Source organism: Pseudoalteromonas sp. KJ63-1 (assembly GCF_055808145.1).
The window spans coordinates 264057-284425 of the sequence record NZ_CM147855.1; the positions used below are offsets into that span (position 1 = coordinate 264057).

Here is a 20369-nt window from a genome sequence, read left to right on the forward strand (position 1 = left end):
GCCCAGAGTGCTTACTTAAAGGTCGCTAACAAGGTTAGTAAGTTTTGTAGTTTAATTACTGCTTGTTTTAGCTTTTCTTCGTCTAAACCGTCGCTCGATAAGCTTTCTACATCAGCGGCAACGTCTAAAACGTAAGGCTTAAAGCGTTTAGCTTCAAAGCTAAACCCAGCGTCCTCGGCAAATAAGGCTTTAAATTTTCCGTGGCCTTGCTGTTGTAACTCATCGAGTTTTTTATCAGCATCAAGCGCCTGACGGTAAACAATTTTTAAGTTGGCGTTGAGTTGTTCAATTATAGAATCCATGGTTTTCCTAAAGCTTAGTGCAATGTTGCCGATAAATACTTAAGTGGGTTGGTAAAGTAATTTACCAATTCAACGACTATAATACGTGTATTACATTTAAATGTCAGGTGTGAGTTATGAATATATCAGGTGGAAATCTACCTACAATCCCTGGTGCAGGCCAAGGCGCAGAGGTTTTAACTGCTGCTTTATCTAAAAAGCAACAGCAAGCTGATGGCGCCGCTGCACTTGCGCTTATTGAAGGTGCTACACAAACCTCAAGTGCACAAACACCGGCTAAGTCGGTTACTGCAACACTTGGGAATAATGTAAACGTTTATGTTTAAACCAATTTGAGGTCGATAGGGGTTTTACTTTTTTGGCCCCCTATTTCTCTTACTAGTTTAGGCACTAAAAATCCTGGCAGGGCCTCTAAAAGCTCTGCCATTATTTTTATGGCTTGTGCCTCATCTATATCAAAATGACTTGCGCCTTCTACCTTATCTAGTAAGTGTAAGTAATAAGGCAATACATTTGCATCAAACAACGCTTCACTTAAGTTTATTTGCGCATCAACTGTATCGTTAACATCCTTTAAAATAACCGCCTGATTTAATAACAGTACATTGGCTTGTTTTAGCATGTTCATGGCGTTTTTAAAGTCACTATCTATTTCGTTGGCATGGTTAATATGATTCACGAATATAACTTTTAGTGGTGACTTTGCTAATCTTTCACATAATTGTTCAGTAATGCGTGCAGGGATCACAACGGGTAAGCGGCTGTGTATGCGCATTCGTTTTATTTGTGGTATTTGCTCAAGCTCATCTAAAAACCAACTAATAGCATCGTCTTTGGCCATTAGTGGATCGCCACCACTTAAAATCACTTCGTTAATATTTTTATCAGCTTTTATATAGCTCAATGCATCAATAAGGCTGCGTTTATTTAACTGGTTTTCTTGATAAGGAAAATGGCGTCTAAAGCAGTAGCGGCAATTTACCGCACAACCAGTTTTAAACATGACTAAAACACGCGACTTATATTTATGTAATAGACCTGGTTGATTGTTATCTTGCTCAAGTAGCGGATCTTTATTAAACCCCGACTTAGTTAAAAATTCTTGATGGCGAGGCATAACTTGCAGCAATAAAGGATCATTTGCATCGCCGTGACGAATTTTTTTATAAAAGGCAATGGCACACGAACAGGAAACAAGCTACGAGCTTTTATGTCGTTTTCATGGACTTGGATCGATAAACCAACCATTTCTAACAGCACTTTTGGGCAGGTAACTACATTTGCTAATTCTTTTTGCCAGTTTTTATGCAAATTTGCTTCATTTCTTTGTATCATTGGCACGTAGATTACTCGAAAAATATAAATAGAGGAAACGATGGCGAATTATAGCACCAACGAGTTCAAGGGCGGCCTAAAAATTATGATGGACGGCGAACCTTGCAGTATCTTAGAAAATGAAATGGTAAAACCGGGTAAAGGCCAAGCGTTTAACCGTGTTCGTATCCGTAAGCTTATCTCTGGCAAGGTACTTGAAAAAACCTTTAAATCGGGTGAATCGGTTGAAGGTGCTGATGTAATGGATACCGATTTAGCGTACCTATACACAGACGGTGAATTTTGGCATTTCATGAACAATGAAACATTTGAACAAATCGCTGCTGACGAAAAAGCACTGGGCGATGCTGGCAAATGGTTAGTTGAAAACGATGTATGTACTATTACATTATGGAACGGCAGCCCAATTGCTGTAACTCCACCAAACTTTGTTGAGCTTGAGATCACTGAAACTGATCCGGGCCTTAAAGGTGATACAGCGGGCACGGGTGGTAAACCAGCAACGCTTAGCACAGGTGCTGTAGTACGTGTTCCATTATTCGTTCAAATTGGCGAAGTAATTAAAGTAGATACTCGTAATGGTGAATACGTGAGCCGTGTTAAGTAAGCAGCAACGCGTCTTATTAATTAAATCCCGGCTTAAGCTGGGATTTTTTTGGAGAAAATATGTCAGCAGATCTTTGGAAGCCGAGTGCCAGCATAGAAATACTTAAGCAACGCGCAGCAATTATGCGCAGCATTCGGGAATTCTTTTATGAGCGTAATGTAATGGAAGTCGAAACACCGAGTTTAAGTGCTGCCAGTGTAACCGATGTACATTTAGCCAGCTTTAATACTACATTTGTAGGCCCGGGTCATGCTGGTGGGCTTCCTCTGTTTTTGCAAACATCTCCAGAGTTTGCGATGAAACGCTTGTTAGCGGCCGGCTCAGGCGCTATTTTTCAGCTTTGTAAGGCATTTAGAAATGAAGAAGCGGGTAGTCATCATAATCCTGAATTTACTATGCTTGAATGGTATCGTCCTGGGTTTGACGAATTTACTTTGATGGACGAAATCGATGAGCTGATGCAGCTTATTCTTGAGGTTGATCCTGCAGAGCGGATTACCTACCAACAGGCGTTTGAACGCGCGCTAGGGCTCGATCCATTAACTGCCTCTATCACGCAGTTACAACAACTCGCATGCGATCATGGCTTTGCTGATATTGCTAAAAACGAGACTCATAAAGATACCTTGCTGCAATTATTATTTTGTATGAAAGTAGAGCCGACTATTGGCCAAGAAATTCCCTGTTTTGTGTATCACTTTCCAGCATCACAAGCGGCACTGGCACAAATTTGTGAGCACGATCAGCGAGTAGCAGGGCGCTTTGAGTTGTATTATAAAAATATGGAGCTGGCTAACGGCTTTAATGAACTCACTAATGCTAAAGAACAAGCAAAAAGGTTTAACGAAGACAACGCCTACCGTGCCGCCAATGGCTTAAAGCAAGTCCCTATGGATACGCGTTTAATTTCAGCATTGGAACATGGTTTAGAGCAATGCGCGGGGGTTGCATTAGGGATTGATAGACTCGTGATGTTAGCAACCAATAATCGAAAAATAAAAGAGGTGATTGCGTTTGATGTGGCCAGAGCTTAGGTGAATTATCGCTTCGGGTTGCCGGCGACGAGCTTCGGGCGGCGGGATTCGAGCTGATGTGCGTTCCCCGCCAAAACCTGAAAGCTACATTTTTAACTGTACTTTGCTTTAACCATTTGGATTGCGTGCGCTGCAGCAAGCTACTCGCCTACACAAAACTAATACACCGCGTTTGCATTAAACGCGGTGTTTTTTAAATCCCTAACTGACAACTGGTAGCTGTATTACAAGTTGAGTGTAAACGTAACGCCGGCCACACGTGGCTCACCTAGTTGAATATAAGTTTGGCTTGTATAACCATCTAACGGGTTGTTACCAAATTCAAAACCGCGAGTTGGAACGGTTTCATCAAACACATTACGTGCCCATGCACGAACTGCCCAGCTTTCAGCCTCGTAACCAAGGCTTGCATTCACTAAGTTTGTATTTGGAGCTTGTGCATTATGGCTGTCTGAGAAGTAATAATCATCTTTACCTTCAACACCTAACATAGCATATAGCTCATCAGTAACATTGTAGCGCGCACTAAATGCGTATTGATATTTAGGCGCTTGTGCTTGCTCGCGGCCATCTTGGTTTAAGCCCGATTTAGTTACAAAGTCGTTGATTTTCGTATCTAAATAGCCAGCACTACCACTAATGAGTAAATTATCAGTAAGTAAGTAGCTACCTTCAATTTCAAGGCCGTAGTTGCTGCCAGAGCTGGCATTGGCGACATAACCTGTAAATTGTTGATCTGATACTTGCCACGACTTTAATTGAATATTATCGCGGTGCATATAAAAAGCAGCTAAACGCAGAGTAAACTTGTCATCTAGCGATGAGCCTTTAACACCAAACTCACCACTCCATAAGTACTCTGGGTCAAAGCTGGTATGCTGTTTGAAAAAATCAGCATCTAAGCTTAAACCTTCATCTTTTGCTTTTGCTAGCGCTTCTGAATTAATACCACCAGCTTTGTAACCGCGGGTGATACTGGTGTAAATCATGGTACGGTCAATAACTTGGTATTCAAGTGCAATTTTACCACCGAGCATAATATCATCAGTTTCTTCAATAAAGCCGTTACTATCGGTGTAATCACCTTGATATTGCTCAACTCGTAAACCAGTAATAAGCGTAGTTTTTGGGCCTATTGATGTGGCTAATTGGCCATAAGCTGCAATGTTATTAGTTTCATAGGTTGAAGCAAACGGATTGGCTAACCACGTATATTGACGCTCTAAATCCACATCACGATTTTGATAGTAAATACCCGCAACCCAGTTACCTGCTTTACCAGTAAATTGCAGATCGAGTGCTTGATCATCACGATCGCGGCTATAAATATCTGTTGAACTATAACCATAAGGATGTAAACCGGCGGCACATAATTGCGGCTTATTAGTATCGTTACACACCCAATCTTCATCAAAACTATAAAAAAGTTCTGTATCAATAGCTGAAAGGTTTAAGCTCACATCAAAGGCATCAAAACCAGTGTAAGTATTATTCAGGCCAATAGCATAACTTTGTTGATTATCTTCGCCTGGTTGATCAGCAAGGCTGTTGCGAGAATTATCAAGAGTAAATGCATCGTAACCGTTATTAATATCAATATAATGCAGGTTAAGTTCTGAATTTAAATGAGCTGTAAGCTGGCTGTTTAATTTAAAGCGTGCAACTTGCTCATCCTGATCTTGAGTGGGTTTATCTAAATAAAGGTTGTCTACGTAGCCGTCAGACTTTCTACGAAAGTAGCTAACGCGGGCACTGGTGTCATCTGTTAAACCTGTACTAGCAGCAAGGCCTGCTTCGTGGCTGTTATAAGTGCCGGCACCTAAATGTAACTTTAAGCTAGGATCGCTGGTTGCACTAGCTGATTGCATTTGGATCATGCCCGCCATACCATCTGCACCAAAACGTGTACCTTGAGGACCGCGGTAAATTTCTACTTGGTCAATATCAAACAATAATGAACTGCCACCTAAGCCCGAATAATTAATACCGTCAATTACTAAGCCCACAGATGGGTTTATCGGGTCAACAAACTGCGAGCGTAAACCGACACCGCGAATTTGAATATAACGTCCGCGAGACGCACCAGCAGCAAAGTTTACATTGGCAGCACTGGCTAACATTTCGTCTAAATACGTTGCACCACGTTGATTCATTTCATTTTCAGAAAATAAGCTGGCACTGGCGCTTAATGTTTGAATGCTTTCTTGCTGAAAGTCACCGGTAACAATGATTTTCTCTAGTTCGGTGTCATCTGCGTTAGCATAGATAGGTGCTGCGAACAGGGGTAATAACGTGGCTGTAATTAAAGACAAACGTAGGTTCATTAGGTTACTTAACTCCATTTTAGGGACTCGTATGGTAGCAATTATTTCAACACTTGTGCTATAAACGCGACAATTATACGTTAAATAATTGGGATTACTAATTATGGCCTTTAAATTAGACTTTAAGGTGCGCGACTACGAATGTGACTTACAAGGTATTGTAAATAACAGTGTTTATTTTAATTATCTTGAGCACGCTCGCCACGAGTTTTTATACGCACACGGCGTTGATTTTGCACAGCTTGCAAAAGATAAAATTAACTTAGTGGTGATGCGCAGTGAAATGGATTACAAACATTCCCTATTGCCTGGAGATGAGTTTTATGTGGCGGTAGAGCCTGTGCGTATTAGTCGTCTTAAGTTTGCATTTAAACAAACGGTAGTGCGTAAACAAGATGAAAAAGTGATGCTCAATGCCTTAGTTATTGGTACATCAGTTAATGAAAGAGGTCGTCCATTTTTACCACCACAGATAGATAACTTATTCCAAGCGGTTGCATAGTTTTAAATAGCATGAATTTTAAACAAAAATTTACATTTAAAATATGCATTTTTAACGGATAAACCTGACAAATATTGATACTATTACATTAATTAGACACTAAGTTTGTAATAACATGAAATTAGCAGCAATACCGATGCTTATAATCGGTTTATGTGTTGGTTGCGCATCAACAGGGACAGTTACCACTGAGCAGCTAAAATATACACAATGGCAATTATCAAAGGTTGATGATTTGGCCATTCCCGCGTCCTTTAAAGCATCAATGAGCTTTATCGATGCGCTACAAATAAACGGCTTTACCGGATGTAATAAGTTCTTTGGTGAAGGCTCACTTGAAGATAGTAGCTTGAGCGTAAGTAAATTAGGTATGACACGTAAGTCATGTGGCCCTGAATTGGATGAGTTTGAGCAACAGTTTTTACAAGCTCTGCAGCAAGGTGCTGTGCTTAATATGCAAGACCAAACATTGGTAATGCAAGCTGAACAAAAATTTGTGTTTATCCCAAAATAATTTTTGAGTTTTGAAAAACAGCCCCTTGCAGGGAATTTTCAACTGGCGTACACTCATCGCAGATTTGATCAAAACTTATCAAATCAACGAACAATTCAAATACTTGTCGGAGTGCCTAAGTTTTATTTAGGCTGAGATCGCGAAAGCGGGATCCGTGAACCTGATCAGGTTAATACCTGCGTAGGGAACAAGCTGCCTAACTAGGACGCTTGTGCGTCTTTTTTTATGCGCACAAAAAAGCAACCTCCATTTTAGGCCGCAAAGTCGCATAAAGCTACTTTACGATCTTTCTCTATTCCTCAGCGGAATATCTGACAAGACAACCCTTTAGCAATGAGGTAAGTCATGTCAAATACAACAAATAAAGCCACCCGTCGCGAAACTCGTGCGGCCGCATCAGATTATATTTATAACTTAACCGGTCAGCCGTTTCCAAGCTCTCATAAAGTATACGTTGCAGGTAGCCAGCAAGGCGTACGTGTGGGTATGCGTGAAATCACATTGAGCGATACTTTTATTGGTGGTGATGAGCAAAACCCAGTGTATGAGCCAAATGCACCACTGCGTGTTTACGATACATCAGGCCCGTATACCGACCCTGAGTTTAAATTAGATGTACGTAAGGGGCTTAATAAATACCGTGAACAATGGATTGAGAGCCGTAATGATACCGAAATACTCGAGTCGGTAACCTCACAGTTTGCACAGCAGCGTATGGCTGATGATGGGCTAGATCATATTCGCTTTGAACATTTACCAAAAATACGCCGTGCTAAAGCGGGTAAAAATGTCACGCAAATGCATTATGCTCGCCAAGGAATAGTCACCCCAGAAATGGAATATGTAGCGATACGTGAAAACATGGGGCGTGCGCAAATACGTGAAGAGTTACTAGCTGCGCAGCATAAAGGGGAGTCGTTTGGCGCGAGTATTCCTGAGTTTATTACTCCTGAATTTGTTCGCGATGAAATTGCTCGTGGACGCGCTATTTTACCTAACAATATTAATCACCCAGAAACCGAGCCTATGATTGTTGGTCGTAACTTTTTAGTTAAAGTTAACGCCAATATAGGTAATTCATCAGTGGGTTCATCTATCGAAGAAGAAGTTGAAAAAATGGTGTGGTCAACCCGTTGGGGTGCCGATACTGTAATGGATTTATCAACAGGGCGTTACATTCACGAAACCCGTGAATGGCTGGTACGTAATTCGCCAGTGCCTATTGGTACTGTTCCAATTTACCAAGCACTTGAAAAAGTCAATGGCGTAGCAGAAGACCTAACTTGGGAAATATTTCGCGACACCCTGATTGAACAAGCAGAGCAAGGCGTTGATTACTTTACTATTCATGCTGGTGTACTGCTACGTTATGTGCCAATGACAGCAAAGCGCGTAACCGGTATTGTGTCACGTGGTGGTTCAATTATGGCTAAATGGTGTTTAGCGCACCACAAAGAAAACTTCTTATACACTCACTTTGAAGATATTTGTGAAATTTTAAAGCAATACGATGTGTGTTTTTCACTCGGTGATGGTTTACGTCCGGGCTCAATTGCCGATGCGAACGACGAGGCACAATTTAGTGAACTTCGCACCTTAGGAGAGCTGACAAAAATTGCATGGAAGCACGATGTACAAGTGTTTATTGAAGGCCCAGGACACGTGCCTATGCATATGATCAAAGCGAATATGGATGAGCAACTTAAACATTGCGACGAAGCCCCGTTTTATACTTTAGGTCCACTGACCACCGATATTGCCCCAGGGTATGATCATATAACCTCAGGGATTGGTGCTGCGCAGATTGCTTGGTATGGCTGTGCGATGTTGTGTTACGTAACACCTAAAGAGCACTTAGGGTTACCTAATAAAGAAGATGTAAAAGAAGGTCTTATTACTTACAAAATTGCCGCTCATGCGGCCGATTTAGCTAAAGGTCACCCAGGCGCACAAGAGCGAGATAACGCGCTATCAAAAGCGCGCTTTGAGTTTCGATGGCATGACCAATTTAATATTGGTTTAGACCCTGTTCGCGCCCGTGAATATCATGATGAAACACTGCCGCAAGAATCAGGAAAAGTTGCGCATTTTTGTTCTATGTGCGGCCCTAAATTTTGTTCCATGAAAATAACCCAAGAAGTACGCGACTACGCCAAAGATCTACAAGCACGCGGTATTGACCCTAATAACGTGGGCGATGCCATTGAAATAAAAATGGTTGATGTAGAAGCCGAGATGAAAGCTAAATCTGAAGAGTTTAAGCAAACAGGCTCAGAGATTTACCACAAAGCAATATAAATAGGTTGCGGGTTGCAGGTTGGGAGCATCGAGTAGCGAAATGTTTATCTTAGCATCTTGTTGCTCGAAGCCAGAGGCTTGCAGCTCGTAGCTAAATGTAGGAGTGCTTATGTTTTATGATATTGCTGTGGTGGGCTTTGGTTTAGCGGGGCGGTTGGCAGCGCTTGAGTTAAGTAAGCAGCATCGTGTTACCGTATTTGAAGTCGATGATGAACATACTCAGAACAGTGCCGGCAAAGTGGCCGCGGCGATGCTGGCACCCCTAGCTGAGTCTGTTATGTGCGAACGTGAATTGGCTTTAATGGGAGTGGATTCTATTGCTCGTTGGCCTGCTATTTTAGATCAATTAAATAGTGAGGTGTTTTTTCAACAACAAGGCACCCTAGTGGTTGCTCACCCGCAGGATAAAGGCGACTTACAAAGTTTTGCGCAGCGAATAAAGCCGTTACTAAATTTTAGTGCTGAAGCAGTCAATGCGCAGCAAATTGAGCAACTAGAACCTGAGCTGGCTGGTCGATTTAGCCAAGGCCTATTTTTGCCCGGTGAAGCACAAATAGATAACCAAGCCTTTTACAAAGCCAGCTTTAGATTGCTTAATAAGCGCAAAGTAAAGTTTGTGTTTAATCAGCGCGCCAGCATCTTTGAAAACAAAGTGAATAATCGAGAGTTTGATTACATTATTGATTGTCGAGGGCTTGGAGCCAAACAAGATCGGCCACTTAGAGGGGTGCGCGGGGAAGTGGCAAGGCTCTATGCTCCCGAGGTTAATTTATCTCGGCCAGTGAGGTTAATGCATCCGCGTTATCCTATTTATATAGCACCTAAGCCGAATCATGAATATGTGATTGGTGCCACCGAAATTGAGTCTCAAGATAACGGAGCGGCAACGGTGCGTTCAACGTTGGAGTTACTTTCAGCCGCTTATACAGTGCACAGCGGTTTTGCCGAGGCTCGACTGTTAAATATTCAAACCGGGCTTCGCCCTGCGTATAGCGATAACTGCCCGCAAGTTACACAATTGGGGCAGGTAATTAGTATTAATGGATTATACCGCCATGGCTACATGCTCGCGCCGAGTTTAGTTGCTGATGCTGTTGCCAGAATAGAGTGAGGAATGATGGACATAATAATTAATGGTAAAGCGCTCACCCTAACAAGTAGCGAACTAAAACCGTGTTTAATTGAGTATGGTGCTAAAGCGCCGTTTGCAGTGGCCATTAATGGCCAGTTTATACCTCAAGAACAACATGCTAACTACACACTCAATGATGGCGATTACATTGATGTGTTATCTCCGATTCAAGGAGGGTAACCATTATGTTACCTCCCGATAATATCACTATTTATGGTGAGCAATTTTCAAGCAGATTACTGATTGGTTCTGCACTTTACCCATCGCCCGCGACGATGACAAAAGCAATTAATGCTTCAGGAGCGGATATTGTTACAGTGTCTCTACGTCGCCAGCAAAGTGCAGCCGCAGGAGATGATTTTTGGCAACTTATAAAGAATACAGGGCTCAAAGTTTTACCTAACACTGCAGGATGCCACAGTGTTAAAGAGGCCATTAATTTAGCTAAAATGTGCCGAGAAGTATTTGCAACCGATTGGATTAAGCTGGAATTAATTGGCGATGACTATAACTTACAACCAGATCCTTTTGCTCTGCTTGAAGCCACTGAAATTCTAATTAAAGATGGATTCAAAGTACTGCCTTACTGCACCGATGATTTAGTGCTTTGCCAACGGTTAGATGAATTAGGCTGCGAGGTGCTGATGCCATGGGGAGCGCCAATTGGTACCGGTAAGGGATTATTAAATAGTTATAACTTAAAGGCGATACGGGAGCGTTTACCTAACAGCACATTAATTGTTGATGCTGGGTTAGGTTTACCATCGCATGCCTGCCAAGCCTTAGAATTAGGGTATGATGCGGTATTATTAAATTCAGCCATAGCGGGCGCGGGTTGCCCCATTACTATGGGACGTGCATTTAAAGCAGCGGTTGAAGCAGGGCGCTTTGCTTATAACGCCAAAGCGATGCCTGAAAAAGATGTTGCGGCCCCATCAACCCCCACCATGGGTATGCCATTTTGGCATCAAACGTAAAAAATTAGGAAGTAGGTCATTATGAACAATGTAGTATGGACGGTTGCGGGCTCAGACTCCGGCGGTGGCGCTGGTATTCAAGCTGATATTAAAGCAATGCAAAGCTTTGGTGTGCACGGTTGTACTGCGATTACCGCACTAACAGCACAAAACAGTTTAGGCGTTGAGGCGATTAATGCTGTCTCGACCGATGTGATTGAGTCGCAGTTGTTGGCACTCGAAAAAGACATGAAAGCCAAAGTAATTAAAATTGGCATGTTAGCTAATGTGCAGCAAATTCAATTGATCAGTGAGCATATTAGCCATTACAAAGCGAAGTGGCCAACCCCGCCGGTGATTGTGTATGACCCGGTGGCTATTGCCTCAAGCGGTGATTTACTCACAGAAGAAGACACTGTAAGCGCGATTAAAGAATGCCTATTACCGCTGGTGGATATCATTACCCCAAATACCCATGAAACCCAGTTATTAACAGGTGTGTATTTAATTGGCCCCGCAGCAATTAAAGAAGCAGCAAGCAAACTAATGGCATGGGGTGCCAAAGCGGTGGTTATTAAAGGCGGGCATTGGGATTACCCAAGTGGTTACTGTATTGATTACTGCTCACAAGGTAGTGAAGAGTACTGGCTAGGTAATGAAAAAATTCAGGTTCCGCACAATCATGGCACTGGCTGTAGTATGGCGTCTGTTATTGCTGCATGCCTTGCAAAGGACTATCCGTTAAAAGATGCATTTATTTTAGCTAAGGCCTATATTAACCAAGGTTTGAAGCAATCAGTTCGCTATGGCGAGGGGATCGGCCCTGTTGCACAAACATCGTTTCCGACTGACTTAGCGCATTACCCTCAAGTGATTGAAGCGGGTAGCTGGTTGGGTGATGAACTAGATTTTGATGTACCACAAGATTTTAATATGGCAGCTGACTTTGCTGCGTGTGAAAGCAAAACGCTTGGCGCTTATGCGGTAGTCGATAGCATCGAGTGGCTAGAAAAATGCCTACAAAATGGCATTAAAACAGCGCAGCTAAGGGTTAAAGACAAAAGCGAAGATGAGCTTGAACAATTAGTCGCAAGCGCGGTCGCTTTGGGTCAGCAATACAATGCGCATGTGTTTATTAATGATTACTGGCAGCTGGCAATCAAACATGGCGCCTATGGTGTGCATTTAGGACAAGAAGACTTAGAGAGCGCAAATTTAGCGGCCATAAAAGAAGCTGGCCTGCGACTTGGGCTTTCTACCCATGGCTTTTATGAAATGCTTCGGGCGCATAATTACCGCCCAAGCTACATGGCCTTTGGCGCGATTTACCCTACCACCACCAAAGATATGACAGGCCAGATACAAGGGCTTGAAAAACTAACTCGATTTGTGCCATTAATGCAAAGCTATCCTACAGTGGCTATTGGTGGAATTGATTTAAATAGGGCGCAAGAGGTTGCTAAAACAGGCGTGGGCAGTGTAGCTGTGGTACGTGCTATTACCGAGGCTGATGATTATGTAGAGGCAATTAATACTTTAAAATCGGTGATAAATGATAATGCCTGCTAATATGCAAACGCAGCAACTGAGTGACAAAGAAACTCTACGTTATAGCCGCCACTTATTATTAAAAGAGGTGGGGCTTGAGGGGCAGTTAACACTTAAAGCGGCAACCGTTGCTGTGGTAGGTGCAGGTGGGCTAGGAAGTCCTGCGCTACTTTATTTAGCAGCGGCAGGCATTGGCACACTAATATTAATTGATGACGATGCCGTTGAACTCTCTAATTTACAGCGGCAAATACTATACAAAGTGAATCACTTAGGGCAGCAAAAAGTAAATGCAGCAGGAAAGGTGCTTGCGAGCCTTAATAATCAAATAAACATAGTGACTCACTCGCAAAAGTTGAGCGATGCTAACAGTGATGCACTATTAAATAACGCCGATATTGTACTTGATTGCTCTGATAACTTTGCGACTCGTTACACCGTCAATCGTTTTTGCGTAAACAACAAAATACCATTAATTTCTGCAGCAGCGCTAGCAACTCAAGGGCAATTAATGGGCTTTGACTTTAGGCAAACAGATAGCCCTTGCTATGGCTGCGTATTTCCACAAAGTGATGCTAACCCTGTTGTTAATTGCGACAATGCGGGCGTTATTAGTCCCTTACTTGGGGTAATTGGTTCTATGCAGGCACAGCTAACTCTTAATATGTTGTTAGGTCATTTGGGTGGGAATGTGTTTATAACCTTTGACGCATTAAGCTTAAAGCAACAGCATTTTAAGATGGCTAAAAATTTAGCGTGTAGAGAGTGTAGCAGTATGAGTAAAGAGCAGCTTCGCTGTTAACGTAAGCAAGCTCTTCGTCTACAAAAAAACACCGCGTTCAATACAATAAACGCGGTGCTTTTTAATTTCGGCCTGACAACTGACACTATTTATTAATCATCAATTTTTGCAAACGCAGTGCCTAAACGGGTGACTGTTTCAGGGCGTTGATCATCAAAAATATCGGCTTTATCTGCACCCCATGCAAGCACAACTGTTGAGCCTAATTTAAAGCGACCCATTTCTTCCCCTTTCTTAAGGGTGATCGCGTTTTCGCCTTTAGTTGGGTAGTTCCAGCTAAACACATCACTGCCAGCTGGTGGAGTGACTGTGCCAGCCCAAATAGTTTCTATGCTAGCAACAATGGTTGCGCCTACAAGGACCATAGCAAGCGGGCCAATTTCAGTTTCAAAAATAGCTACTACACGCTCGTTACGGGCAAATAAGTTCGGTACGTTTTGTGCGGTAAGAGGATTTACCGAAAATAAATCGCCCGGTACATAAATCATTTTGCTTAGCGTACCATCAATTGGCATGTGAATACGGTGGTAATCTTTTGGTGCCAAGTAAATAGTTGCAAATTTACCACCTAAAAACGGTGTTGTGTCGTCTTCTGAGCCACCTAACAACGCTTGTAAGCTGTAATCATGGCCTTTAGCTTGGATTAGTTGGCCGTCAACAATATCGCCAAGTTGGCTGATTGCGCCGTCAACAGGATGAATAATAATATCGTCATCTTCAACCATAGGACGAGCACCGTCCTTTAACGGACGGGTAAAAAATTCATTAAAGGTTTTATAGTGAGCTGGATCAGAATATTTAGCCTCACTCATATTTATTTTGTATTGTTTAATAAATAATTTAATTAGCGTTGTTGTTAATGCGCCCGCTTTTGCAGCTGCAAGCTTACCTACTACACGAGAAATAAAGTGCTTTGGCATAGCATATTGCATGGCGATTTTAAATTTATCTAAACTCACAGGTTTTTCCCTAATTATACACGAGGCGCACGCGCGCCGGCACGGCCATCGGCCATGGTTTCTAAAATACGGTGATAGCTTTCAAAGCGTAACTTTGAGATATCGCCATCAGCGACTGCTTGCTGAATTATACAGCCTGGATCGTTTAAGTGTTTACAGTCTCTAAAACGGCATCCACCTATAAACTCTCTAAATTCTTTAAAACACCAAGTGACTCGTTCAACATCTAAATGCCATAAACCAAACTCACGAATACCCGGAGAATCAATTAAGTTACCGCCACTTGGTAAATGATGCAGACGCGATACTGTGGTGGTGTGCTGGCCTAGACCGCTGTTTTCAGACACTTCTTTAGTCAAAATTTCAGCATCCGGCAGCACAGTGTTAACTAAAGTAGATTTCCCCACACCACTTTGGCCAACAAAAATATTGTTTTTGCCTACAAGTACTTCTTTTAATTCATTAATGCCTTCGCCGGTTATATTACTAACTAGCAGCACCTGGTAATTAAGTTTACGATAAATATCAAGTATTTGTTGTATGTCGTTTAAACCAGCTTCATCAATTAAATCAATTTTATTAAGCACCAAAATCGGCTCAATGCCCATGTCTTCGCAGGCAATTAAATAGCGGTCGATAATGCTTGGTGTAAACTCTGGCAGTACCGCTGAAACCATTAAAATTTGATCTATATTAGCGGCAATCACTTTTACACCGTCGTAAAAATCAGGGCGCGTTAACTGTGAACGCCGCTCTTGAGTTGCTTCAATAACACCCGCTAAATCGCCTTCACTTACTTTTGCACGACGAAATAATACCTCATCGCCACATACTAAATTTGATACGGTACGGCGAATATTACAGCGAAGAACATCGCCATTTTGCGTTTCTACGTCGGCATGTTGCCCAAAGCGGCTAATGACAATCGCATTTTCCACTTGACCTAAATTATCTGTTTGCCACTCTTGCGCGCCGACTTTTGCCGGTTTTTTATCGGCATTCGATAAACGCTTTTGATGATTGGCCTTGATCCTACGGGATTGGCCTTTACTTAATTTTTTCTGTTTTGCCACTTGAGGCCTATAACCTGAGTTAAATGCCGAGTTTGCCAAAAAAAGCTTTAGCTCGACGATTGATGCTAATATGATATATCGAAATGCGTTGGATCTAAAGAAAAGCACCGTTTAAGGTAATTATGACTATTAATAAATCAAATTTAATTTGGCTCGATCTGGAAATGACCGGACTTGAACCAGAGACTGACAAAATACTTGAAATTGCAACTGTTGTCACTGACGCTGATCTGAATATATTAGCCGAAGGCCCAACGATTGCCATTCATCAAAGTGATGAACTACTTGATGGCATGGATGAGTGGTGTACAACTCAGCATGGCAAATCTGGACTAACGGCACGCTGTAAAGCAAGTACGTTTAATGAAGCTTATGCCGTGGAACAAACCCTCGCGTTTTTAAAGCAATGGGTGCCAGCGGGTGCTTCACCTATGTGTGGTAACTCGATAGGCCAAGACCGTCGCTTTATGAATAAGTATATGCGCGAGCTTGAAGACTTTTTTCATTACCGTAATTTAGATGTCAGTACCATTAAAGAACTTGCTCGTCGTTGGAAACCAGATGTGTTGGCTCAAGTGAATAAAAAAGGGTCGCATTTAGCGTTAGACGACATTAAAGATTCGATTATGGAATTAAAGGTTTACCGAGAAAAGTTTTTTAATTTATAAAAAATACTTGCAAAGCCCCCTAATTATTGTAGAATCCTGCCCCGCTCAAGACGATAACCCCCGCGGGGTTAGTGTGTTTGGGCTTTGACTTTTTGAATGCGGCACTAGCTCAGTTGCCAGAATGTAGGACGCGACATGTCGCGCACCAACGGACAAATTACTGACTATTTTGAATGCGGCACTAGCTCAGTTGGTAGAGCGCGACCTTGCCAAGGTCGAGGTCACGAGTTCGAGCCTCGTGTGCCGCTCCAATTTCTCACCAAAGAAATTGCAGCACAAGACAAAAAAGTTAAAGTTGATATAATGCGGCACTAGCTCAGTTGCCAGAATGTAGGACGCGATCCGTCGCGCACCAACGGACAAATTACTGACTATTTTGAATGCGGCACTAGCTCAGTTGCCAGAATGTAGGACGCGACCCGTCGCGCACCAACGGACAAATTACTGACTATTTTGAATGCGGCACTAGCTCAGTTGGTAGAGCGCGACCTTGCCAAGGTCGAGGTCACGAGTTCGAGCCTCGTGTGCCGCTCCAATTTCTCACCAAAAGAAATTGTAGTAAAATTAGAATACAATATTAAATGCGGTACTAGCTCAGTTGCCAGAATGTTGAACGCGACCCGTCGCGCACCAACGGACAAATTACTGACTACTTTAAATGCGGTACTAGCTCAGTTGGTAGAGCGCGACCTTGCCAAGGTCGAGGTCACGAGTTCGAGCCTCGTGTACCGCTCCAATCTTATTTACTTTCCAAATATTTATTCTTAAAAAGCAAACAACAATCCAGACGTGAATCATTATAAATTTAATTTATATAATCTTTTTTATTAGATTTGAAGTACTCAATGGATGCGAACGATGTGTGTTGTAAAACCTAAAACCTAAAACCTAAAACCTAAAACCTAAAACCTAAAACCTAAAACCTAAAACTTTTCGCCTTGCAAAGTTGCAATAATACGCCTTGAACCACCATGATCACGGTGCTCACCTAAGTATATTCCTTGCCAAGTTCCCAGCGCTAACTGACCGTGACTAATCGGGATAGTTAATTCGCAACCTAAGGTACTGGTTTTTATATGGGCAGGCATATCATCATCGCCCTCATAGTCATGGCGATAATAAGGCTGGCGCTCTGGAACAAACTGATTAAAGTGGCTTTCCATATCCATGCGTACCGTCGGATCGGCGTTTTCGTTAATAGTTAAGCTGGCAGAGGTATGTTGAATAAATAAGTGTAATAAACCAACTTTAAGCTGACTCAGTTGTGGGAGGTGAGTAAGTATGTCGTTATCAATTAAATGAAAGCCCCGCGAGCGAGGCTTTAATGTAATTGTGGTTTGCGACCAGCTCATAGCTTATCGAAACTCACTTCTATATTTGCATTACCTGCGTCACTGGTAAACGGCATAAGAATTTTTTTGCCGTCACTTTTGTGAGTAATAGTGTGGTTTTTACCAGACACAACAATGGGGGTTGCCATGGCAAAATCATAGCCCTTTTCACCTAGTAAATTCTTAGCGCCACCGGTAACCATATTAGTTATTTCACCGACCATGTCGGTTACTTCTTCATTTACGTCGTCTGGTCGTTCGCCTAACATTCGTTCCATAATAGTCAGCGCTAAACTTTCGTCGAAGGTAATTGAAAATGAACCGCGAGTTTGAGGGCCAACCATACCAATTAATCCCGATACATCACCACAGGCTATCTCATCGGTTTTAATGCGTGGCTTGCCTGGTTTTAACTGAGTTTGAGCCATAGTGCTCAATACATTCATCAAAGAAGTTAAAAAGGGATTAATGAACTCTACATTCATATTAGATATCCTTAAATTGGTACTGATAAAGGTTATACGTAAAGTATAGCTATAGTCGCTGATCTATGCTCGACAAGAGTCACATTTACCATGCGCTTCTATTGTTTGCCCGGAAACTACAAAGCCACTTTCGGCTGCTAAGTTATTGAGCTCATGAGAAATCACTGTTGAGTGCAGCTCTTTAACAAAACCGCAGGTATCACAAATTAATAGCTGAACAGGATGAATATGATCAAAATGATGACACAGCATAAATGCATTGGTGCTTTCAATTTTATGAATAAAACCGAGTTCGGCTAAAAAGTCTAAAGCACGATAAATCGTTGCAGGTTTAGCGCCTGTTTCAGTGACTTTTAATTGTTCAAGTAAATCGTATGCACCCACACCACCTTGAGCACTGGCCAATAAACGAAATACCTTCTCGCGAATTGGTGTGAATCGCGCACCACGGTTGTCGCACACTTGTTTTGCTTTACTTACGAGTGATTCTATATTCATCTTCTCTCATCCTTACGCTGCCGTGATATACTAACATACTGTATTGTAGTTGCAGCGTTTTATTAACCGATTTAATGAAAAGGTACTCATTAATGCATGAACTATTGGCTATATTTATTTTCTTTTTTGCGGTTATCGATCCAATTGGCACAATCCCGGTTTTTATCGCCGTAACTCGTGGAGATGACGACAAGTTTAAGCGTAAAGTGATTTTTAAGGCCGTGGGTGTGTCTGCTTTAGTGCTGTTATTTTTTGTAGTTGCTGGCGAGCAATTACTGAATGTGATTGAGATTCCGCTCTCGGCATTTCAAATAGCAGGTGGTTTAATTTTATTAATTTTTGCACTCTCCATGACCTTTGGTGAAAGTAAGCCTGAAGCTGAAATTAAAAGTGTTAGAGACAGCACTGAAACCGCTATTTTTCCGCTCGCTATCCCATCAATAGCCAGTCCCGGTGCCATGTTAGGTGCGGTATTAATGACACGCAATGAGGAATATACTTGGGTTGAACAAATGATTACCTCATCAATGATGTTAGCTGTTTTAGTGGTGGTACTGATTTTGTTATTACTTGCTACGCATGTACATAAAATAATAGGTGATAGTGGGGCGAGTATTATTAGTCGAATTATGGGGTTAATTTTAAGCTCAGTCGCGGTGACTAATATTTTAAACGGTATTGCACAATACTTTGGCTTGCAAGTGTTTGCTTAATATTGCTGCGCATAGGGCTTTTGTGTAAAATGCAGCGCCGTTTAAGCTGTGCTTAAATTATAAATTTTTGAGGATCACATTTTGGATAAACGTACTTTAAATCGACGCTTTAGCGTGGCACCCATGCTTGATTGGACTGATCGCCACTGTCGTACGTTTCATCGTAAAATGACGAAACACACCGTGCTCTACACTGAAATGATCACAACTGGTGCTATTTTATTCGGCCGCGGTGACTACTTGCATTTTAATCAGCACGAAGGCCCTGTGGCATTGCAATTAGGTGGATCAGATCCGCAAGCGCTAGCACAGTGTGCCAAGCTTGCTGGTGAGCGTGGTTATGATGAAATAAACCTTAATGTAGGTTGTCCGTCAGATCGCGTGCAAAATGGACGTTTTGGTGCCTGTTTAATGGCCGAGCCTAATTTAGTTGCAGAGTGTGTTGCTGCAATGAAGAGTGAAGTGAATATTCCGGTTACGGTGAAAACGCGTATTGGTATTGATGAGCAAGATTCTTATGAGTTTTTATGTGCTTTGATAGAGGCTTCACATAAAATTGGCTGTGATGACTTTATTATTCATGCCCGTAAGGCATGGCTAAAAGGGTTGAGCCCGAAAGAAAATCGCGAAGTTCCTGAGCTTAACTATCCCCGCGTTTACCAGCTTAAAAAAGATTACCCACAACTTGATTTAAGTATTAATGGTGGTGTTAAAACCATTGAGCAAAGCCTTGAGCATTTACAGTACATAGACGGGGTTATGGTTGGCCGAGAGGCTTACAGTAATCCATTTATGCTTAATGAAGTAGATGAAAGAATTTATGGTGATGTTGCTAACACTCAGTCTCGACATGATGTTGTACGCTCTATGTATGATTACATTGAAGAAGAGATGCGTTTAGGGGCTAACTTTTGGCATGTTGCACGCCATATGTTGGGTATTTTTCAGGGGCAACCTGGTGCGCGTGGTTTTAGACGCCACTTATCTGAAAATGGTCATGGTAAGCAGGCTGATTTAAGCGTTATGGATAAGGCACTAAGTTACGTACCCGAGTAATGCCAATTTAATGCAATTGGCGTAACAGATCCTCTTTATAGAAAAAGCCACCTCAGGTGGCTTTTTTTGATCCCAAATTTTAGTCAAAAATGTAATTTATTAGCTAATCTGACTTAATTGTATTCAGTGGCTAGTCATTAATTTACCTACCAAAAATAATTTAAATTATTGATATTTAATGAAAATAAAATAATTTTAAGTTGTTGGCATAACTCTTGGAATCCTGTTGATG

21 protein-coding genes, 3 tRNA genes, 1 pseudogene and 1 riboswitch are annotated in these 20369 nt (G+C 42.0%); of the genes and pseudogenes, 17 read left to right on the forward strand and 8 right to left on the reverse strand.

Translation table 11 applies throughout. From position 1 onward, the window contains the following. Positions 1–11: 11 nt before the first annotated feature. The gene (locus AC0L7Q_RS01165) at positions 12–302 is read right to left on the reverse strand and encodes a hypothetical protein (RefSeq protein WP_010390514.1); all 291 of its coding nucleotides are present in this window, start codon (positions 300–302) and stop codon (positions 12–14) included. A gap of 116 nt (positions 303–418) precedes the next feature. Here AC0L7Q_RS01165 and AC0L7Q_RS01170 point away from each other — a divergent pair, with 116 nt between their 5' ends. Further along, positions 419–628 carry a hypothetical protein gene (locus AC0L7Q_RS01170; RefSeq protein WP_013463951.1) on the forward strand — a complete coding sequence of 70 codons (210 nt, stop codon included), beginning with the start codon at positions 419–421 and terminating at the stop codon, positions 626–628. Here the strand turns inward: AC0L7Q_RS01170 and epmB are convergent. Further along, a pseudogene (epmB, locus tag AC0L7Q_RS01175) lies at positions 625–1637 on the reverse strand (EF-P beta-lysylation protein EpmB). The gene AC0L7Q_RS01170 and the pseudogene epmB overlap by 4 nt on opposite strands. A 40-nt stretch (positions 1638–1677) precedes the next feature. Between epmB and efp the strand changes: the two are divergent. Beyond that, complete coding sequence (gene efp / locus AC0L7Q_RS01180) at positions 1678–2244, forward strand: elongation factor P (protein WP_010390517.1); 567 nt, start codon at positions 1678–1680, stop codon at positions 2242–2244. Between the two features lie 59 nt (positions 2245–2303). Beyond that, a complete protein-coding gene (epmA, locus tag AC0L7Q_RS01185; protein ID WP_413401181.1) occupies positions 2304–3278 on the forward strand; it encodes an elongation factor P--(R)-beta-lysine ligase in 975 nt (324 codons plus the stop codon). Between the two features lie 224 nt (positions 3279–3502). Here epmA and AC0L7Q_RS01190 read toward each other — a convergent pair whose 3' ends face one another. Beyond that, the gene (locus AC0L7Q_RS01190) at positions 3503–5602 is read right to left on the reverse strand and encodes a TonB-dependent receptor (RefSeq protein ID WP_413402914.1); all 2100 of its coding nucleotides are present in this window, start codon (positions 5600–5602) and stop codon (positions 3503–3505) included. 103 nt (positions 5603–5705) lie between these two features. Between AC0L7Q_RS01190 and AC0L7Q_RS01195 the strand changes: the two genes are divergently transcribed. From AC0L7Q_RS01195 to AC0L7Q_RS01230, 8 genes are all read left to right on the forward strand, one after another. Beyond that, positions 5706–6104, forward strand: coding sequence for an acyl-CoA thioesterase (locus tag AC0L7Q_RS01195; RefSeq protein ID WP_413401182.1), 399 nt, complete (start codon positions 5706–5708; stop codon positions 6102–6104). 115 nt (positions 6105–6219) lie between these two features. Next, positions 6220–6618: an META domain-containing protein gene (locus AC0L7Q_RS01200; RefSeq protein WP_283235058.1), complete on the forward strand. Its 399-nt coding sequence runs from the start codon at positions 6220–6222 to the stop codon at positions 6616–6618. 97 nt (positions 6619–6715) lie between these two features. Further along, positions 6716–6822: riboswitch (TPP riboswitch) on the forward strand. A gap of 141 nt (positions 6823–6963) precedes the next feature. Then, positions 6964–8916 (forward strand): phosphomethylpyrimidine synthase ThiC, encoded by a 1953-nt coding sequence (gene thiC / locus AC0L7Q_RS01205; RefSeq protein WP_413401183.1) that lies wholly within the window; start codon positions 6964–6966, stop codon positions 8914–8916. Between the two features lie 109 nt (positions 8917–9025). Then, on the forward strand, positions 9026–10027 hold the full coding sequence (locus AC0L7Q_RS01210; protein ID WP_413401184.1) for an FAD-dependent oxidoreductase: 1002 nt from the start codon (positions 9026–9028) through the stop codon (positions 10025–10027). A 6-nt stretch (positions 10028–10033) separates the two neighbouring features. Beyond that, positions 10034–10228, forward strand: a complete 195-nt coding sequence (thiS, locus tag AC0L7Q_RS01215) for a sulfur carrier protein ThiS (RefSeq protein ID WP_409425539.1) — start codon at positions 10034–10036, stop codon at positions 10226–10228. A gap of 5 nt (positions 10229–10233) precedes the next feature. Next, positions 10234–11025, forward strand: coding sequence for a thiazole synthase (locus tag AC0L7Q_RS01220; RefSeq protein WP_008115481.1), 792 nt, complete (start codon positions 10234–10236; stop codon positions 11023–11025). Between the two features lie 21 nt (positions 11026–11046). Further along, positions 11047–12573, forward strand: coding sequence for a thiamine phosphate synthase (gene thiE / locus AC0L7Q_RS01225; protein ID WP_413401185.1), 1527 nt, complete (start codon positions 11047–11049; stop codon positions 12571–12573). Next, positions 12557–13354 (forward strand): HesA/MoeB/ThiF family protein, encoded by a 798-nt coding sequence (locus AC0L7Q_RS01230; protein ID WP_413401186.1) that lies wholly within the window; start codon positions 12557–12559, stop codon positions 13352–13354. The genes thiE and AC0L7Q_RS01230 overlap by 17 nt, the downstream gene beginning before the upstream one ends. A 92-nt stretch (positions 13355–13446) precedes the next feature. On the opposite strand, the gene asd is transcribed toward AC0L7Q_RS01230, so the two are convergent. Further along, a complete protein-coding gene (gene asd, locus AC0L7Q_RS01235) occupies positions 13447–14313 on the reverse strand; it encodes an archaetidylserine decarboxylase (protein WP_008115486.1) in 867 nt (288 codons plus the stop codon). Between the two features lie 14 nt (positions 14314–14327). Further along, positions 14328–15386 (reverse strand): small ribosomal subunit biogenesis GTPase RsgA, encoded by a 1059-nt coding sequence (gene rsgA / locus AC0L7Q_RS01240; RefSeq protein WP_413401187.1) that lies wholly within the window; start codon positions 15384–15386, stop codon positions 14328–14330. A gap of 122 nt (positions 15387–15508) precedes the next feature. Between rsgA and orn the strand changes: the two genes are divergently transcribed. The 4 genes from orn to AC0L7Q_RS01260 all read left to right on the forward strand — a co-directional run bounded on the left by orn (position 15509) and on the right by AC0L7Q_RS01260 (position 16790). Next, positions 15509–16054, forward strand: a complete 546-nt coding sequence (orn, locus tag AC0L7Q_RS01245) for an oligoribonuclease (RefSeq protein ID WP_008465098.1) — start codon at positions 15509–15511, stop codon at positions 16052–16054. A 175-nt stretch (positions 16055–16229) separates the two neighbouring features. After that, positions 16230–16305 (forward strand) — tRNA-Gly (locus tag AC0L7Q_RS01250). Between the two features lie 208 nt (positions 16306–16513). After that, a tRNA-Gly gene (locus tag AC0L7Q_RS01255) sits at positions 16514–16589 on the forward strand. Between the two features lie 125 nt (positions 16590–16714). Continuing rightward, positions 16715–16790, forward strand: a tRNA-Gly gene (locus tag AC0L7Q_RS01260). A 187-nt stretch (positions 16791–16977) separates the two neighbouring features. Here AC0L7Q_RS01260 and AC0L7Q_RS01265 read toward each other — a convergent pair. From AC0L7Q_RS01265 to AC0L7Q_RS01275, 3 genes are all read right to left on the reverse strand, one after another. Then, positions 16978–17406 (reverse strand): secondary thiamine-phosphate synthase enzyme YjbQ, encoded by a 429-nt coding sequence (locus AC0L7Q_RS01265; RefSeq protein ID WP_138623654.1) that lies wholly within the window; start codon positions 17404–17406, stop codon positions 16978–16980. After that, positions 17403–17870: a chemotaxis protein CheX gene (locus AC0L7Q_RS01270; RefSeq protein WP_413401188.1), complete on the reverse strand. Its 468-nt coding sequence runs from the start codon at positions 17868–17870 to the stop codon at positions 17403–17405. Before AC0L7Q_RS01270 ends, AC0L7Q_RS01265 begins: the two co-directional genes overlap by 4 nt. 63 nt (positions 17871–17933) lie before the next feature. Beyond that, a complete protein-coding gene (locus AC0L7Q_RS01275; RefSeq protein WP_413401189.1) occupies positions 17934–18368 on the reverse strand; it encodes a transcriptional repressor in 435 nt (144 codons plus the stop codon). A 92-nt stretch (positions 18369–18460) separates the two neighbouring features. Here AC0L7Q_RS01275 and AC0L7Q_RS01280 point away from each other — a divergent pair, with 92 nt between their 5' ends. Continuing rightward, a complete protein-coding gene (locus tag AC0L7Q_RS01280; protein ID WP_008115498.1) occupies positions 18461–19081 on the forward strand; it encodes a MarC family protein in 621 nt (206 codons plus the stop codon). A 123-nt stretch (positions 19082–19204) separates the two neighbouring features. Continuing rightward, positions 19205–20137, forward strand: coding sequence for a tRNA dihydrouridine(20/20a) synthase DusA (gene dusA, locus AC0L7Q_RS01285; protein WP_413402916.1), 933 nt, complete (start codon positions 19205–19207; stop codon positions 20135–20137). The last annotated feature ends 232 nt before the right edge of the window (positions 20138–20369 follow it).

Bases quoted from the DNA above. Each gene is read 5' to 3' on its own strand.
- AC0L7Q_RS01165 (WP_010390514.1), bottom strand. From the start codon at position 302: ATGGATTCTATAATTGAACAACTCAACGCCAACTTAAAAATTGTTTAC.
- AC0L7Q_RS01170 (WP_013463951.1), top strand. From the start codon at position 419: ATGAATATATCAGGTGGAAATCTACCTACAATCCCTGGTGCAGGCCAA.
- efp (WP_010390517.1), top strand. From the start codon at position 1,678: ATGGCGAATTATAGCACCAACGAGTTCAAGGGCGGCCTAAAAATTATG.
- epmA (WP_413401181.1), top strand. From the start codon at position 2,304: ATGTCAGCAGATCTTTGGAAGCCGAGTGCCAGCATAGAAATACTTAAG.
- AC0L7Q_RS01190 (WP_413402914.1), bottom strand. From the start codon at position 5,602: ATGAACCTACGTTTGTCTTTAATTACAGCCACGTTATTACCCCTGTTC.
- AC0L7Q_RS01195 (WP_413401182.1), top strand. From the start codon at position 5,706: ATGGCCTTTAAATTAGACTTTAAGGTGCGCGACTACGAATGTGACTTA.
- AC0L7Q_RS01200 (WP_283235058.1), top strand. From the start codon at position 6,220: ATGAAATTAGCAGCAATACCGATGCTTATAATCGGTTTATGTGTTGGT.
- thiC (WP_413401183.1), top strand. From the start codon at position 6,964: ATGTCAAATACAACAAATAAAGCCACCCGTCGCGAAACTCGTGCGGCC.
- AC0L7Q_RS01210 (WP_413401184.1), top strand. From the start codon at position 9,026: ATGTTTTATGATATTGCTGTGGTGGGCTTTGGTTTAGCGGGGCGGTTG.
- thiS (WP_409425539.1), top strand. From the start codon at position 10,034: ATGGACATAATAATTAATGGTAAAGCGCTCACCCTAACAAGTAGCGAA.
- AC0L7Q_RS01220 (WP_008115481.1), top strand. From the start codon at position 10,234: ATGTTACCTCCCGATAATATCACTATTTATGGTGAGCAATTTTCAAGC.
- thiE (WP_413401185.1), top strand. From the start codon at position 11,047: ATGAACAATGTAGTATGGACGGTTGCGGGCTCAGACTCCGGCGGTGGC.
- AC0L7Q_RS01230 (WP_413401186.1), top strand. From the start codon at position 12,557: ATGATAATGCCTGCTAATATGCAAACGCAGCAACTGAGTGACAAAGAA.
- orn (WP_008465098.1), top strand. From the start codon at position 15,509: ATGACTATTAATAAATCAAATTTAATTTGGCTCGATCTGGAAATGACC.
- AC0L7Q_RS01265 (WP_138623654.1), bottom strand. From the start codon at position 17,406: ATGAGCTGGTCGCAAACCACAATTACATTAAAGCCTCGCTCGCGGGGC.
- AC0L7Q_RS01270 (WP_413401188.1), bottom strand. From the start codon at position 17,870: ATGAATGTAGAGTTCATTAATCCCTTTTTAACTTCTTTGATGAATGTA.
- AC0L7Q_RS01275 (WP_413401189.1), bottom strand. From the start codon at position 18,368: ATGAATATAGAATCACTCGTAAGTAAAGCAAAACAAGTGTGCGACAAC.
- AC0L7Q_RS01280 (WP_008115498.1), top strand. From the start codon at position 18,461: ATGCATGAACTATTGGCTATATTTATTTTCTTTTTTGCGGTTATCGAT.
- dusA (WP_413402916.1), top strand. From the start codon at position 19,205: ATGCTTGATTGGACTGATCGCCACTGTCGTACGTTTCATCGTAAAATG.